General features: G+C 76.1%; 12 protein-coding genes and 1 riboswitch. Of the genes, 9 read left to right on the top strand and 3 right to left on the bottom strand.

Annotated elements, in window-relative coordinates:
* The first annotated feature begins 9 nt into the window (after nt 1-9).
* Genes hrpA through Cph01nite_RS16815 form a run of 4 tightly spaced genes read left to right on the top strand, consistent with a single transcriptional unit; the run spans nt 10 to nt 6,560 of the window.
* The gene (gene hrpA / locus Cph01nite_RS16830; RefSeq protein ID WP_203675851.1) at nt 10-4,428 is read left to right on the top strand and encodes an ATP-dependent RNA helicase HrpA; all 4,419 of its coding nucleotides are present in this window, start codon (nt 10-12) and stop codon (nt 4,426-4,428) included.
* Nucleotides 4,429-4,478: 50 nt separating this feature from the next.
* On the top strand, nt 4,479-5,183 hold the full coding sequence (locus Cph01nite_RS16825; RefSeq protein WP_203675850.1) for an MSMEG_4193 family putative phosphomutase: 705 nt from the start codon (nt 4,479-4,481) through the stop codon (nt 5,181-5,183).
* Nucleotides 5,184-5,202: 19 nt separating this feature from the next.
* Complete coding sequence (locus Cph01nite_RS16820; RefSeq protein WP_203675849.1) at nt 5,203-5,760, top strand: DUF3090 domain-containing protein; 558 nt, start codon at nt 5,203-5,205, stop codon at nt 5,758-5,760.
* A 32-nt stretch (nt 5,761-5,792) separates the two neighbouring features.
* A complete protein-coding gene (locus tag Cph01nite_RS16815) occupies nt 5,793-6,560 on the top strand; it encodes an SCO1664 family protein (RefSeq protein WP_203675881.1) in 768 nt (255 codons plus the stop codon).
* A gap of 34 nt (nt 6,561-6,594) precedes the next feature.
* Here Cph01nite_RS16815 and Cph01nite_RS16810 read toward each other — a convergent pair whose 3' ends face one another.
* The gene (locus tag Cph01nite_RS16810; RefSeq protein WP_203675848.1) at nt 6,595-6,876 is read right to left on the bottom strand and encodes a DUF427 domain-containing protein; all 282 of its coding nucleotides are present in this window, start codon (nt 6,874-6,876) and stop codon (nt 6,595-6,597) included.
* Nucleotides 6,877-7,019: 143 nt separating this feature from the next.
* Here Cph01nite_RS16810 and Cph01nite_RS16805 point away from each other — a divergent pair, with 143 nt between their 5' ends.
* Together Cph01nite_RS16805 and Cph01nite_RS16800 are read left to right on the top strand one after the other, a co-directional pair.
* Complete coding sequence (locus tag Cph01nite_RS16805) at nt 7,020-7,652, top strand: DNA-3-methyladenine glycosylase I (protein WP_203675847.1); 633 nt, start codon at nt 7,020-7,022, stop codon at nt 7,650-7,652.
* Between the two features lie 51 nt (nt 7,653-7,703).
* Nucleotides 7,704-7,922 carry a hypothetical protein gene (locus Cph01nite_RS16800; protein ID WP_203675846.1) on the top strand — a complete coding sequence of 73 codons (219 nt, stop codon included), beginning with the start codon at nt 7,704-7,706 and terminating at the stop codon, nt 7,920-7,922.
* 2 nt (nt 7,923-7,924) lie between these two features.
* Here the strand turns inward: Cph01nite_RS16800 and Cph01nite_RS16795 are convergent, their stop codons facing one another.
* Both Cph01nite_RS16795 and Cph01nite_RS16790 read right to left on the bottom strand, forming a co-directional pair.
* Nucleotides 7,925-8,824 (bottom strand): RNA polymerase sigma-70 factor, encoded by a 900-nt coding sequence (locus tag Cph01nite_RS16795; protein WP_203675845.1) that lies wholly within the window; start codon nt 8,822-8,824, stop codon nt 7,925-7,927.
* Nucleotides 8,821-9,960 (bottom strand): NAD(P)/FAD-dependent oxidoreductase, encoded by a 1,140-nt coding sequence (locus Cph01nite_RS16790; protein WP_203675844.1) that lies wholly within the window; start codon nt 9,958-9,960, stop codon nt 8,821-8,823. The genes Cph01nite_RS16795 and Cph01nite_RS16790 overlap by 4 nt, the downstream gene beginning before the upstream one ends.
* 250 nt (nt 9,961-10,210) lie before the next feature.
* A riboswitch (SAM riboswitch) is annotated at nt 10,211-10,318 on the top strand.
* 58 nt (nt 10,319-10,376) lie between these two features.
* On the opposite strand from Cph01nite_RS16790, the gene Cph01nite_RS16785 reads away from it, so the two are divergent.
* From Cph01nite_RS16785 to Cph01nite_RS16775, 3 genes are all read left to right on the top strand, one after another.
* On the top strand, nt 10,377-11,450 hold the full coding sequence (locus Cph01nite_RS16785) for a methylenetetrahydrofolate reductase (protein ID WP_203675843.1): 1,074 nt from the start codon (nt 10,377-10,379) through the stop codon (nt 11,448-11,450).
* Nucleotides 11,447-13,786 (top strand): 5-methyltetrahydropteroyltriglutamate--homocysteine S-methyltransferase, encoded by a 2,340-nt coding sequence (gene metE, locus Cph01nite_RS16780; RefSeq protein WP_203675842.1) that lies wholly within the window; start codon nt 11,447-11,449, stop codon nt 13,784-13,786. The genes Cph01nite_RS16785 and metE overlap by 4 nt, the downstream gene beginning before the upstream one ends.
* A 68-nt stretch (nt 13,787-13,854) precedes the next feature.
* Entirely contained in the window at nt 13,855-15,009 is a 1,155-nt protein-coding gene (locus Cph01nite_RS16775; protein WP_203675841.1) for a MalY/PatB family protein, read from the top strand.
* Nucleotides 15,010-15,041 lie beyond the last annotated feature (32 nt).

Genomic DNA, 15,041 nt, shown 5'->3' with positions numbered 1-15,041 from the left:
TGGACGGTCGTGAGCACGTCCGATCCCGCCGCCCCCGACGCCGCACCCGCCTCAGGCGCGCGCGGCGCCGGTCGTCGGCGGGGTGGTGGCCGGCCCGGTCGTGGTGGCGGTGCACGGCGCGACGGCGCAGCCACCGACCGCTCCCGCCGCGACGACGCCCGGCTGACCCGCTCCGCGCAGGCCCGCGCGGCGGTCGTCCTCCCGGCGATCGTCTACCCCGAGCAGCTGCCCGTCTCGGCACGCCGCGAGGAGATCTCCGCGGCGCTGCGCGACCACCAGGTGGTCGTCGTCGCGGGCGAGACGGGCTCGGGCAAGACGACGCAGATCCCCAAGATCGCGCTCGAGCTGGGCCGCGGCCGCGCCGGGCAGATCGGCCACACGCAGCCCCGCCGGATCGCGGCGCGCACCGTCGCCGAGCGCATCGCCGACGAGCTGGGTGTGCCGCTGGGCGGGGTCGTCGGGTACCAGGTGCGGTTCACCGACGAGTCGTCCGACGCGACGCTGGTCAAGGTGATGACCGACGGCATCCTGCTCGCGCAGATCCAGCGCGACCCGATGCTGCGGATGTACGACACGCTCATCATCGACGAGGCGCACGAGCGCAGCCTCAACATCGACTTCATCCTCGGGTACCTCACGCGGCTGCTCCCGCAGCGGCCGGACCTCAAGGTCGTCATCACGTCCGCGACGATCGACTCCGGGCGGTTCGCGCGGCACTTCGGCAGCCCGTCCACCGACGCAGCCCCCGACGGCGTGCCTGCGCCCGTCGTCGAGGTCAGCGGCCGCACCTACCCCGTCGAGCTGCGGTACCAGCCGCTGACCGGCGAGGACGCCCCAGACCGCGACCTCGTCACGGGCATCACCGAGGCCGTCGACGAGCTCATGGCCGCCGGGCCCGGCGACGTCCTGGTGTTCCTGTCCGGGGAGCGGGAGATCCGCGACGCGGAGGACGCGCTGCGTGCGTCGCTCGGGCCGCGGACCGACCCGAAGCACGGGCAGGGCGTCGACATCGTGCCGCTGTACGCGCGGCTGTCGGCCGCCGAGCAGCGCCGGGTGTTCGAGCCGCACACCCGGCGCCGCGTCATCCTGGCGACCAACGTCGCCGAGACGTCGCTGACGGTGCCGGGCGTGCGGTACGTCGTCGACCCCGGGACCGCGCGCATCTCCCGGTACTCCAAGGCGACCAAGGTGCAGCGGCTGCCGATCGAGCCGATCTCGCAGGCCTCCGCCAACCAGCGCTCGGGGCGGTCGGGGCGCGTGGCGCCGGGCATCGCGATCCGCCTGTACAGCGAGGAGGACTTCGCGTCCCGCCCCGAGTACACCGAGCCGGAGATCCTGCGGACCTCGCTCGCGTCGGTGATCCTGCAGATGATCGCGGTGGGCGTCGTGACGTCCCCGGACGAGGTCGTCGACTTCCCGTTCGTCGACCCGCCGGACGTGCGGTCCGTGCGCGACGGCGTCGCGCTGCTCACCGAGCTGCACGCGCTCGAGGAGGTCCACGGACGCACCCGCCTCACCGAGACGGGCCGCCAGCTCGCGCAGCTGCCGATCGACCCGCGCCTGGCCCGCATGGTCGTCGAGGCGGGCCGCCGCGGCGTCGCGCGCGAGGTGCTCGTCATCGCCGCCGCGCTGTCCATCCAGGACCCCCGGGAGCGTCCGGCCGAGTCCCGCGAGGCCGCGGACGCGCTGCACCGGCGCTTCGCCGACCCCTCGTCGGACCTGCTGTCCTACCTCAACCTGTGGACGTACCTGCGCGAGCGGCAGCGTGAGCTGTCCGGGTCGGCGTTCCGGCGCACGTGCAAGGCCGAGCACCTGCACCACCTGCGGGTGCGCGAGTGGCAGGACGTCGTCACGCAGCTGCGCGAGATGGCCAAGGGCCTGGGCGTCGACGCGAAGGGCGCCCCGACCCCGGTGTCCGACGTCGCGCCCGCGGCCGACGGGCACGGGCGAGACGGCCGACGCGACGGCGGGCGCCACACCCCCACCGGCGCGCCGACGCAGGAGGCGGCCGCGACCGCCGCCCCCGACGCGGTGCAGACGCGCTGGACGTGGGACGGCGACGCGATCCACCGCGCGATGCTCCCCGGCCTGCTCTCGCAGATCGGCATGCAGCTCGTCACCGACGTCGCCGCGGGCAACGCGCCCAAGGGCCGCGACGGCAAGCCGCGCAAGCCCGACGCGCGCGCCCGCAACGAGTACCTCGGTGCCCGCGGTGCGCGGTTCGCGATCTTCCCCGGCTCCGGGCTCGCGCGCCGGCCCCCGTCGTGGGTGATGGCCGCCGAGCTCGTCGAGACGTCCCGGCTGTGGGCGCGCGACGTCGCCCGCGTCGACCCCGACTGGGTCGAGGAGGCCGCCGCGCACCTCGTCAAGCGCACCTACTCCGAGCCCGCCTGGTCGACGCGTCAGGGCGCGGCGACGGTCAACGAGAAGGTGCTGCTCTACGGGGTGCCCGTGGTCGCGCAGCGGCGCTCGCTGCTCGCCAAGGTCGACCCCGAGCAGGCGCGCGAGCTGTTCGTCCGGCACGCGCTCGTGCAGGGCGAGTGGACGACCCACCACCGGTTCTTCCACGAGAACCGCCGCCTGCTGGCCGAGGCCGAGGGGCTCGAGGCGCGTGCGCGACGGCGTGACCTCGTCGTCGACGACGACACGCTGTTCGACTTCTACGACGCGCGCGTCCCCGCCGACGTCGTCTCGGCCCGGCACTTCGACCGCTGGTGGAAGGGCGCGCAGCGCACCGACCCCGACCTGCTGTCGTTCACGCGGGAGCTGCTGGTCGGCGACGACGCCACCGAGATCGACGAGGGCGCGTTCCCGTCGCGCTGGCCGCAGGGCGAGCTGTCCTTCCCGCTGACCTACCAGTTCGAGCCCGGCACCGAGGCCGACGGGGTCACCGTCCACCTGCCGATCTCCCAGCTGCCGCGCGTGCGGCCCGAGGGGTTCGACTGGATGGTGCCGGGCATGCGCGCCGAGCTGCTGACGGCGACGATCCGCGCGCTGCCCAAGCCGGTGCGCGTGCAGCTGGTCCCGGCGCCGGACGTCGCGCGGGCCGTCGACGCGTGGCTGACCGAGCACTCCGCGTCGTGGGTCGACACGGTGCGCGCCGCGGACGCCGCACCGTCGTTCCGCGAGATGTTCGCGCGGGCCGTGCGCGCGCTGCGCGACGTCGAGGTGCCCGCCGACGCCGTCGACGAGGACCGCCTGCCGGCCCACCTGCGGGTGACGTTCCGCGTGGTCGGCGACCGCGGGGGCGTCCTCGACGAGGGCAAGGACCTGCTCGCGCTGCAGCGCCGGCTCGCCGACCGCGCGCAGGACGCCGTCGCCTCCGCGGTGCGCACGGCCGTGCGCGCGGCGATGGAGGAGGCCGCCGCGCAGGCCGGCACCCCCGCGCCCGGTGCCGCCGGGCCGACGTCTCCCGCCACGACGCCTCCGGCCACGGCACCGCCGGCGACCGGTCGCCCCGGCGTCCCCACGCCCCGGGCCGCGGCCGGCCGGCCCGGCCCGGGCCCCACGCTGGAGCGCACCGCCCTGACCACGTGGCCCGCCGACCTGCCCGGGCCGCTGCCCGACGTCGTCGAGGCGCCGTCCGCGGCGGGCGACGTGGTCCGCGCCTACCCGACGCTCGTCGAGGAGGGCAGCGGGACGCGCGCGGGCGTCGCGCTGCGCGTGCTGGCCGACGCGACCGCCGCCGAGGCCGCGGCCCGGCGCGGGCTGCGCCGCCTGCTGCTGCTCGACGTGGGCCTGACGCCCGGCCGCGTCACCAGCCGCTGGACGGGGACGCAGGCCCTGGCGCTCGCGGCGTCGCCGTACCCGTCGACCGACGCGCTGGTCGCCGACGTGCAGCTCGCGTCGATCGACCGGCTCGTGACCCGCCACCTGGGCGGGCGCAGCCCGCGCGAGGTCCGCGACGCCGCCGCGTACGCCGACCTGCGCCAGGCGGTCCGCGCCGGGCTCGAGGACGACGTGCACCGCGTCGTCGGCGACCTCGTCGCCGTGCTGGGCGCGTGGCGGGAGCTCGACGCGGACGTGCGCGCGTCCGGCAGCCTCGCGCTGCTGGCCACCGCCCAGGACGTGCGCGAGCAGGCCGCGGCGCTGGTGCACGACGGGTTCGTGTCACGCGTCGGCGCCGACCGGCTGCCGCAGCTGGTGCGGTACCTGCGCGCCGCGCGGCACCGGCTGGCCAAGGCCGCCGACAACCCGACGCGCGACGCGGACCTCGCGTGGCAGGTGCACGACGTCGAGGAGCTGCTGACCACCGCCCGCGAGCGCGCCGCCGCCGCGTCCCGCGACCCCGCCCGCGACGCCGCCCTCGACGACGTGCGCTGGTTGGTCGAGGAGCTGCGCGTCAGCCTGTTCGCGCAGCAGCTGGGCACGCCCGTGCCGGTGTCGCCGACGCGGATCCGCAAGGCGCTCGCGGCCCTGGGCGCCTGACGCGGCCGGCACCCGCGGCGGTGGCCGGGCGCACCTCCTAGGCTGCGGGGATGGCCACCGTCCTGCTCGTCCGTCACGGGCGCACCGCCGCCAACGTCCAGGGCGTCCTGGCGGGACGCACCGCCGGGGTGCGGCTCGACGACGTGGGGCGGGAGCAGGCCGCGCGCGCCGCCGACCGCCTCGCCGCGGTCGCGTTGGCCGGCATGGTCACGAGCCCGCTGGAGCGGTGCCGGGAGACGGCGGACCTGCTGCTGGGCCGGCAGCCCGGCTCGCCGGCCCTGACGGTCGACGAGCGGCTGACCGAGTGCGACTACGGGACCTGGCAGGGCAGGTCGCTGACCGACCTCGCGCAGGAGCCGCTGTGGGCGACGGTCCAGTCGTACCCGTCGGCCGTGACGTTCCCGGGCGGCGAGTCGCTGGCCGGGATGCAGGCCCGCGCCGTGGCCGCGGTGCGCGCGCACGACGCGGCGGTCGAGGAGCGGCACGGCGCCGGTGCGCTCTGGGCGGCGGTGAGCCACGGCGACGTCGTCAAGGCCGTCCTGGCGGACGCTCTCGGCATGCACCTCGACCTGTTCCAGCGCCTCGAGGTCGGGCCCGCGTCGGTCTCGGTCGTCCGGTACGGGCGCGGGCGGCCGCGCGTGCTGGGCACCAACACCCCGCTCGACGACCTCGGCAGCCTCGTCACCGCGCCCCCGACCGACGACGCGCCGGTGGGCGGTGGGGCGGGTCACGGCTCGACCGACGGCACGGCCTGACCCTTCGTAGACTCGAGCCATGACCGCACTCGTCCACGAGTTCGACTGGCCGGACCGCGTCGTCGTCGGCACCGTGGGGCGCCCCGGCGAGCGCACGTTCTACCTGCAGGTCCGCATGGGCGCGCGGTCCACGAGCGTCGTGCTGGAGAAGCAGCAGGCCGCGATGCTCGCCGACCGGATGGCGGAGCTGCTCGACGACCTGGCGACCGACGCCTCCCACCCGGTCACCGTGCCCCGCGAGACCCCGCCCGAGCTGGTGGACGACGACCCGATCGACCCGCCGGTGGACGCCCTGTTCCGCACCGGGACGATGCGCCTGGGCTGGGACCCGCGCACGGCGCAGGTGGTCGTCGAGGCGTTCCCGCTCGAGACGGCGCCGGACGGGCAGGACCTGCCGCCGGACCTCGACGACGCCGAGCCGCGCGAGGTGCTGCTGGTCCGGATGCCGGTCGGCACGGCGCGGGCGTTCGCCCAGCGCACGCAGGGCGTGGTCGACGCGGGGCGGCCCACCTGCAGCCGGTGCGGGGAGCCGATCGACCCCGACGGCCACGTCTGCGGATCGCGCGACGGAGCGTGACGGCGCCGGGCGACGAGCCGGACGACGTCGGGCTGAGCGACGACGAGCTGAGCGACGACGAGCTGCGGGTCGTCGGTCGTCTCACCGCCGCGTCCAACGCGACGTTCGTGGGCACGATCGGGGACGTCGCGGTCGTCTACAAGCCGGTGGCCGGCGAGCAGCCGCTGTGGGACTTCCCGGACGGCACCCTGGCGCGGCGGGAGGTCGCGGCGTACCTCGTCTCGGAGTCGCTCGGCTGGGACGTGGTGCCGCGCACCTGGTTGCGGGACGGGCCGCTGGGCCCCGGGATGGTGCAGCTGTGGCAGGAGCCGGACCCGCAGCAGGACCCGGTGGACGTCGTCGCGGCGTCGGCCGTCCCGGCGCAGGGGTGGTGCACGGTGCTCGAGGGGACCGACGAGGCGGGCCGGCCGGTGGCCGTGGTCCACGAGGACTCGGCCGCGCTGCGCCGGATGGCGGTGCTCGACGTGCTGGTGAACAACGCCGACCGCAAGGGCGGTCACGTGCTGCCCGTGCCGGGCGGCCACCGGTACGGGGTGGACCACGGCGTCACGTTCCACACCGAGCCCAAGCTGCGGACGGTGCTCTGGGGCTGGGTGGGTCAGGAGCTCGACGCGGACGAGGCGGCCGGTGTGCGGCGCGTGCGGGACGCGGTGGACGCCGGCCTCGGGGGGCGGCTGTCCGCGCTGCTCGCCGCGGCGGAGGTCGACGCGCTCGCGCAGCGCTGCGACCGGCTGCTGGCCGACGGCCGGTTCCCCGCGCCCGGCGGCCGCTCGTCGCCGGTCCCGTGGCCGCTGTTCTGACGGCCGGTCCGACGGCCGACGCCCTGGGGGCGGGTCAGGGCTCGATGACGACGCCCCGCCAGAACGCGACGTGACCGGCGATCTCGACGGCGGCGGCCTTGGGGTCCGGGTACGCCCAGGCGACGTCCCGCCCGGACGGCCCGGCGCCGGCCACCGACCAGTAGCTCGCCACGCCCTTCCACGGGCAGGTGGTCCGGGTGTCGGAGGCCTCCAGCAGCTCCCAGTCGACGGATGCCGGGGGGAAGTAGTGGTTGCCCTCGACCACGACGGTGGAGCCGCTCTCGGCCAGGACCTGTCCCTCGAAGGTCGCGCGCATGGGACCAGCATGCGCGCACCGCGCCGTCGCGACAACGGCAGGGGGACCGTGAGCCGACCACAGGCCCCGCCCCGCGACCGCTCGTCCACCGACCGCCCGCGCGGCCCCGACCGGGCGGCGCGCGCAGGAGCAGACTCGTGCCCATGACGACTCCCGCCCCGACCGGCGCCGCGACCGGCACCGGCGCGCCGTTCCGCTGCTTCGGCGGCTCCGACCCGCTCTACGCGGCCTACCACGACGACGAGTGGGGCGTGCCGGTGCACGACGAGCACGCGCTGTACGAGCGCATCTCGCTCGAGGCGTTCCAGTCCGGGCTCGCCTGGATCACCATCCTGCGCAAGCGGCCCGCGTTCCGGGAGGCGTTCGCGGGGTTCGACCCGCACGTGGTCGCCGGCTACGGCGAGGACGCCGTCGCCCGGCTCCTGGCGGACGCGGGCATCGTGCGCAACCGGGCCAAGGTCGACGCGACGATCGCGAACGCGCGGGCGCTCCTGGCGCTGCACGAGTCCGGCCGCACCCTGGACGAGGTGCTGTGGTCGCACGCGCCCGACCCGCGGCCACGGCCGCGCACGTTCGCCGAGGTCCCGGCGCGCACCGCGCAGTCGGCGGCGCTGGCGAAGGAGCTCAAGGGGCTCGGCTTCCGGTTCGTCGGCCCGACCACGGCGTACGCCGCGATGCAGGCGTGCGGCGTGGTCGACGACCACCTCGCCGACTGCCTCGTCGCGCAGCGTGCGTCGTCGGGGGGCGGGGCGGTCGTCACTACTCCTGCGGAGTGATACAAGCGCCCCCAGCGATACAACCGTCCAACTCTTGGCTAGGGTGCCCACATGACCGACCACGCCGAGCACGACGCACGGCACGACGCCGTGCGTGCGGCGCACGACGCGTGGCTGTCCCCGGGGGACCCGGACCCCTACGTCCTGGAGGCCGTCCAGGACGGTCTGCTCGCCGTCCCGGTGAGCGCCCCGACGTCCTCGTGGTTCGGCCTGCCGCACCAGCGGACGTCGCGCGAGTCCCGCGCGGCGCTCCAGCGCCGCCGGCGCTGACGTCAGCGCCCCACCCGGCGCTCCTGCTCGGCCGACCCCAGCTTGTCGGGGTTCCGCACGGCGTACAGGCCGACGACGCGGCCGTCCTGCACCGCGAAGCTGAACACCCCCTCCATCCGGTCGCCGTCGCGCAGCACCACGCCCGGCGCCCCGTTGACCACCGCCGTGCGGAACGTGTGCGTGGGCGTCGCCCGCCGGAACAGGCCGAGCACGAACCGCGCGACGTCCGGCGCGCCGTGCAGCGGGCGGCGCGCGGCACTGGCCCTGCCGCCCCCGTCCGACACCCACACGACGTCCGGGTCCAGCACCCGGAGCAGGGCGTCGAGGTCGCCCGTGCCCGCCGCGTGCAGGAACTGCTCGACGACCCGCTCGGTGTCCTCGCCCACCGGCTCGTACCGCGGCCGGCGCGCCTGCACGTGCTCGCGCGCGCGGTGCGCGAGCTGCCGCACGGCCGCCGGCGAGCGCCCCACGGCGTGCGCGATCTCGGTGTGCTCGAACCCGAACACCTCGCGCAGCACGAAGACCACCCGCTCGGCGGGCGACAGCGTCTCGAGCACCAGCAGCAGCGCCATCGACACCGACTCGCCCAGCAGCACGTCGTCCGCGACGTCGGCCGCGGTCTGCACCAGCGGCTCCGGCAGCCACGGCCCCACGTACTCCTCGCGCCGGCGCGACGCCGCGCGCAGCGCGTTGAGCGCCTGCCGGGAGACCACCTGCGCCAGGTACGCGCGCGGGTTCGCGACCGTCGCGGCGTCCACCGCGGACCACCGCAGCCAGCTCTCCTGCAGCACGTCGTCGGCGTCCGCCGCGGACCCCGTGACCTGGTACGCGATCGTGAAGAGCAGCGGGCGCAGGTCCGCGAACGCCCGGGCCCGCTCGTCCGCGTCGTCCGGCGCCGTCACCTCCGCCGCCGGTACCTGCCCGGGTGCCGGGCCTCGGTCCGCAGCCACCTCACCGTCGCGCGGCACACCTGCTCCTTCACCCACGCGGCCGGGCGGCCGCTGACCAGCACCCGGGGCGGCCTCGCGTCGTCGTGCACGCGCACGACGACGCCGCGCCGCCTGCCCAGGCTCACGCACTGCGCGACGAACGCCAAGCCGAACGGCGCGGCGGGTGCACCGCGCAGGCCCGCCGCGACCACGTCGGCCGCGTGCGCGCCCATGGGCAGCGCGGCCTGGCAGGTCATGCGCAGCGGCAGGCCCGCCACCACCACCGCGTCCCCGGCACCGACCACGCGGGGGTCGGACCCGCACACCAGGTCGGGCCCGACCTGCAGCCGTCCCGCGTCGTCGACGGGCAGGCCGCTGACCCGCGCCAGGTCCGGGACGCCGAACCCGGCGGCCCACACCGTGACGTCGCCGGCGAACCCGCGGCCGTCGGCCAGGACCACGCCGTGGGCGGTCACCTCGACCACGCGCCCGCCGGTCGTCACCTCGACCCCCAGCCGTGCCAGCGGTCCCGCGAGCACGGCCGCGGGTGCCGCGGCCCCCGCGTCCGTCAGCAGCCGCACCCGCAGCCCCGGGTGCGCCGCGGCCAGCTCGGACGCCGTCTCGACGCCCGTCAGCCCGCCGCCGACCACGGTCACGGCCGCGCCCGGCCCGGCCGCCGCGAGCGCCTCCCGCAGCCGGTGGGCGTCCTCGAGCCCGGCCACCGGCACCGCGTGCTCGCGCGCGCCGGGCACCTCGGCCGGCACGCGCGCGTGGCTGCCGACGGCGAGCACCAGCCGGTCGAACGCCAGGTGCGTGCCGTCGTCGAGCACCACGTGTCCGTCGCCGACCCGCTCGGCGCGGGCGGTGCGGCGCTCGACGCGGGGGGAGAGGAGGTCGTCGTGGGTGGCGGTGCCGGTGCCCGCGGCCACCTGGTGCAGCCGGATGCGCTCGACCAGGTGCTCCCGGGCGTCGACGAGCACCACGTGCCCGACCTCCGGCACGCCCGTCAGCCGGTTGGCCGCCATGGTCCCGGCGTACCCGCCGCCGACCACCACGACCCGGGCCCCTGCCCCACCGTGTCCCGCCTGCTGCTGCGTCCTGCGTGCCACGTCCCCTCGTTCCCCGGGCCGCGCGCAGGCGTGCCCGATCTCGTCGACCCGCGCCGCCGGGGCGGCCGCGGGAGGTGCCGACGGGCCGGACCGGTCCGTCACCCCTGGGACACCGCCCGAGCGGCAGGTGTGACACCGTGGCGGGGTGCGCGCACGCCGGCGGCACGGGGCCGCCCGCCGACCGGACGATCCCGTCTCACCTGGCGGTCCGTCCTGTCCGCCATCCGGTCAGCCGGGCTACGCTGCACGCCGACCATCCAGAGCGGCTGAGAGACCTGGCTCGACGACGCCGCAGCAACCCCCCTCCTCGTGAGGGTGTGGGTGCTTCCGCCAGGAACGATGGAGTAGACGATGAACGTGCGCACCCCTGCCTCCGACCCCGCGTGCGGAGTCCCGGCCCACGCCCGCACCGGCCGATGAGCGCCGTGGCCGAGCTCGGGACCGCCCCCGCCGCCGCACCCGCGCGCGCCGCCCGGCGTCGCGCCGAGCAGGCGGGCGCGCTGGACCGGCCGACCGTCTCGTTCGAGCTGTTCCCGCCCCGCAACCCCGACGCCGCACCGCGCCTGTGGTCGACCGTGCGCGAGCTCGAGACCGTCGAGCCCGACTTCGTGTCGGTCACCTACGGCGCGTCGGGCCACACGCGGCAGACCACGCGGGCCCTGGTCCGCCGGCTGCTGCGCGAGACGTCGCTCAACCCGATCGCCCACCTGACCTGCGTCGGGACCTCGCGCGACGAGATCACGACGATCGTCGAGGAGTTCCTCGACGAGGGCGTGCGCTCGTTCCTGGCCCTGCGGGGCGACCCGCCCGCGGGCGAGCCGGACTGGCGCCCGCACCCCGACGGCGTGCACACGGCCGCCGAGCTCGTGGAGCTGCTGCGCGACATCGAGCAGCGCCGCTGCGGGCGCAGCCCCGCCCAGGCCGTCCGCGCCCGGGTGCGGCCGCTGTCCGTGGCCGTCGCGGCGTTCCCGCGCGGCAACCACGCCACCGGCGGCACGCGGGCCCAGGACGTGCAGGCCCTGCTCGCCAAGCAGGAGGCGGGCGCCGACTTCGCGATCTCGCAGGTCTTCTTCGACGCCGAGGCCTACCTGGGGCTCGTCGCGGAGGCCCGCGACGCCGGGGTCACCATCCCGATCGTCCCCGGCATCATCCCGACGACCGACCCGGCGCGCCTGCTGCGCGTCCAGGAGCTCACGGGAGTCCCGGTGCCGCAGCACCTGCTCGACCTGCTCGGTGCCGCCGACGACGCCGCGGAGCGCCACCGCCGCGGCACGCAGGCCGGGGTGGACCTCGTGAACCGCGTCCTCGACGGCGGCGCGCCCGGCGTCCACGTCTACACCTTCAACAAGCACGAGGCCGCGCTCGACCTGCTCGACGGCGCCGACCTCGTCGGCGGCCGCCGCTGCGCCGTCACGCCCCCCGACCTCACCGCGCCCGACGGCACGCCCGCGGACGCGACCACGACGACCCCGCGAGGAAACCTGTCATGACGTCCACCACGCCCACCCCGACCTTCCCCGCCGGCTCCGTCCTCGGCTACCCCCGCATCGGCCCGCGCCGCGAGCTCAAGAAGGCGCTCGAGGCGTTCTGGGCCGGGCGCACGACGGCCGACGAGGTCGAGGCCGTGGCCGCCGACCTGCGCCGCCGCACGCGCACCCGCCTCGCCGAGCTGGGGCTGGCGACCGACGTGCCGGCGATCCCGAGCGCGTTCTCCTTCTACGACCAGGTGCTCGACGCCACCGCGCTCGTCGGTGCGGTGCCCGCGCGCTTCGCGGACCTGCAGGACGCCGACGGCCGCCTCGACCTGGCCGGCTACTCGACGGTCGCCCGCGGCCGCGGCGACGACCTGCCGCTCGAGATGACCAAGTGGTTCGACACCAACTACCACTACCTCGTCCCCGAGATCGGCCCGGACACCACGTTCCGCTACGCGTCCGACCGCCCGGTCGCCGAGTTCGCCGAGGCGCTCGCCGACGGCGTCCTCACGCGGCCCGTCGTCGTCGGTCCCGTGACGTACCTCGCGCTGGCCAAGGCGACCGAGGACGCGCCGGCCGGGTTCTCCCCGATCGACCGCCTCGACGACATCCTGCCCGTCTACGTGCGCCTGCTGACCGAGCTGGCCGCCGCCGGTGCCACCTGGGTCCAGATCGACGAGCCGGCGCTCGTCTCGGACTCCGTCGGCGTGTCCGCCGAGGTCCTGGCCGAGGCGACGACCCGCGCCTACCGCGTCCTGGCGACCGAGCTCGCGCGGCCGCAGCGCCCCGCGATCCTGCTCGCCGCGCCCTACGGCGACCTGGGCTCCGCGCTGCCCGTGGTGGCCGCCACCGACGTCGAGGCGCTCGCGCTCGACCTGGTCCGCGGCGACGCACCGACGGTCGCCCTCGCCGGCCTGGCCGGCAAGACCCTGGTCGGCGGCGTGATCGACGGCCACAACATCTGGCGCGCGGACCTCGACGCGAAGCTCGCGGTGCTCGAGCAGCTCGAGACCCTCGGCGCCGCCGCCGTCACCGTCGGCACGTCCACCTCGCTGTTCCACGTGCCGCACACCCTCGAGGACGAGCCCGCCCTCGACCGCACCCTCGTGCAGTGGCTCGCGTTCGCGGACGAGAAGGTGCGGGAGGTCGCGACCCTCGCCCAGGGCCTGACCGAGGGCCGCGAGGCCATCCGCACCGAGCTGCTCGCCGCGTCGGACGCCGTCGCATCGCGGGCCGCCGCGCCCGGCGTGGTGCGCCCCGAGGTCCGCGAGCGCGTCGCGGCCCTCACCGACGCGCAGTTCCGTCGCGGCCCGTTCGCCGAGCGCAAGGCCGCGCAGGCCGCACGCCTGCACCTGCCCGCGCTGCCGACGACGACGATCGGCTCGTTCCCCCAGACGCCCGAGATCCGCAAGGCCCGCGCGGCCTTCGGCAAGGGCGAGCTGACGGCGGAGCAGTACGAGGACGAGATGAAGGCGGAGATCCGCCGGGTCGTCGAGCTGCAGGAGCAGATCGGCCTCGACGTCCTCGTGCACGGCGAGCCCGAGCGCAACGACATGGTGCAGTACTTCGCGGAGAACCTCGACGGGTTCGCCGTCACGCAGAACGGCTGGGTGCAGTCGTACGGCTCGCGCTGCACGCGCCCCTCGATCCTGTGGGGCGACGTGTCCCGCCCGGCGCCGATCACCGTCGCGTGGGCGCAGTACGCGCAGTCGCTCACCGAGAAGCACATGAAGGGCATGCTCACGGGCCCCGTGACGATCCTCGCGTGGTCGTTCGTGCGCGACGACCAGCCGCTGGGCGACACGGCGAACCAGGTGGCGCTCGCCCTGCGTGACGAGATCACCGACCTCGAGGCCGCGGGCATCGGCATCATCCAGGTCGACGAGCCCGCGATCCGCGAGCTGCTGCCGCTGCGCGAGAAGGACCACGCCGCGTACCTCGACTGGTCGGTCCGCTCGTTCCGCCTGTCGACGGCCGGGGTGCGCGAGGAGACCCAGATCCACACGCACCTGTGCTACTCGGAGTTCGGCGAGATCATGGAGGCGATCGACGGGCTCGACGCCGACGTGACGAGCATCGAGGCCGCCCGGTCCAAGATGGAGATCCTCGGCGACATCGCCTCGGCGGGCTACCCGCGCGCCGTCGGGCCGGGCGTCTACGACATCCACTCCCCGCGCGTGCCCTCGGAGTCCGAGGTCACCGAGCTGCTGGCCGAGGCCGTGCGGACCATCGACGTCGACCAGCTCTGGGTCAACCCGGACTGCGGCCTCAAGACCCGCCGCTACGAGGAGGTCACCCCCTCCCTCGAGCACCTGGTGACCGCGACCCGCACGGTCCGCGCGACCCTCTGACGCACCCGCACGACCCGCGGCCCCGGCGCCGCTCCCACGGCGCCGGGGCCTCGCCTACCCTGCAGGACATGGGATCACCGTTCGACGTCACCGTCGCCGAGATGCGCCGTCGCACGTCGCTGAAGTGGCACACCTACCCCGACGACGTGCTCCCGGCCTTCGTCGCGGAGATGGACGTGCAGCCGCTCGACGCCGTGGTCAGCGCGGTGACCGGCGCGATGCTGGCCGGCGACACCGGCTACGAGGCGGGGCCGACGAGCCCGCGCGGGACGGCGTACGCCGAGGCGTTCGCCGGGTTCGCGGCACGGCAGCACGGCTGGGACGTGCCCGTCGAGCGCACCCGCATGGTCCCCGACGTCATGCTCGGGATCGTCGAGGTGGTCGGCGCCGTCTCCGCGCCGGGCGACCGGGTCGTCATCAACCCGCCGGTGTACCCGCCGTTCCGCGCGTTCCTCGAGCACGCCGGGCGTGAGGTCGTCACCGCGCCGCTCACCGCGCAGGGCCGTCTCGACCTCGACGCGCTCGCAGCGGCGTTCGCCGACGCGTCCGTCTACCTGCTGTGCCACCCACACAACCCGACGGGAACCCTGCACACCGCGGACGAGCTGCGGGCGGTCGGCGAGCTCGCGGCCCGGCACGGCGTGCGCGTCGTCGCCGACGAGATCCACGCACCCCTCACCGTCGGCGACGAGGCCTTCGTCCCGACGACCACCGTCATCCCCGACGCGATCGCGCTGCACTCCGCGTCCAAGGCGTTCAACCTCGCCGGGCTGAAGGCCGCGCTGGCCGTCCCCGGCCCGGCCGCCGACGACCTGGCACGCCTGCCGGAGATCGTCGGGCACGGGGTCAGCCACGTCGCGTCGATCGCGCACCAGGCCGCCTACGACCACGGCGACGCGTGGCTCGACAAGGTGCGCGCGGCCGTCCGCTCGCGCGCGGACCTGGTCGAGCGGACGCTGGCGGACCGGTTGCCGCAGGCGCGGTGGGACCGGCCCGCGGCGACGTACTTCGCGTGGCTGGACGTCCGCGACACCCCGGCCGTCGTGTCGTCGGGCGCCGACCCGGCGCGTCTGCTGCTGCAGCGCGGCCGCCTCGCGGTGAACTCCGGCCCGACCTTCGGCGCCGGCGGCGAGGGGCACGTCCGGCTCAACCTCGCGACGTCCACCGAGATCCTCACCGACGCCCTCGACCGGCTGACCACCACGCTGGCTGCGCCGGGCTGACGCCCCGGCCCGGGCTGGATCGCACTCTCACG

The organism is Cellulomonas phragmiteti, from assembly GCF_016862775.1.
Lineage (GTDB): Bacteria > Actinomycetota > Actinomycetes > Actinomycetales > Cellulomonadaceae > Cellulomonas > Cellulomonas phragmiteti.
The sequence above is the reverse complement of the archived record's forward strand: the minus strand, read 5'-3'. Positions and strand labels throughout refer to the sequence as shown.

Bases quoted from the DNA above. Each gene is read 5' to 3' on its own strand.
- Cph01nite_RS16805 (WP_203675847.1), top strand. From the start codon at position 7,020: ATGACGACTCCCGCCCCGACCGGCGCCGCGACCGGCACCGGCGCGCCG.
- Cph01nite_RS16775 (WP_203675841.1), top strand. From the start codon at position 13,855: ATGGGATCACCGTTCGACGTCACCGTCGCCGAGATGCGCCGTCGCACG.
- Cph01nite_RS16825 (WP_203675850.1), top strand. From the start codon at position 4,479: ATGGCCACCGTCCTGCTCGTCCGTCACGGGCGCACCGCCGCCAACGTC.
- Cph01nite_RS16810 (WP_203675848.1), bottom strand. From the start codon at position 6,876: ATGCGCGCGACCTTCGAGGGACAGGTCCTGGCCGAGAGCGGCTCCACC.
- Cph01nite_RS16785 (WP_203675843.1), top strand. From the start codon at position 10,377: ATGAGCGCCGTGGCCGAGCTCGGGACCGCCCCCGCCGCCGCACCCGCG.
- Cph01nite_RS16800 (WP_203675846.1), top strand. From the start codon at position 7,704: ATGACCGACCACGCCGAGCACGACGCACGGCACGACGCCGTGCGTGCG.
- Cph01nite_RS16820 (WP_203675849.1), top strand. From the start codon at position 5,203: ATGACCGCACTCGTCCACGAGTTCGACTGGCCGGACCGCGTCGTCGTC.
- metE (WP_203675842.1), top strand. From the start codon at position 11,447: ATGACGTCCACCACGCCCACCCCGACCTTCCCCGCCGGCTCCGTCCTC.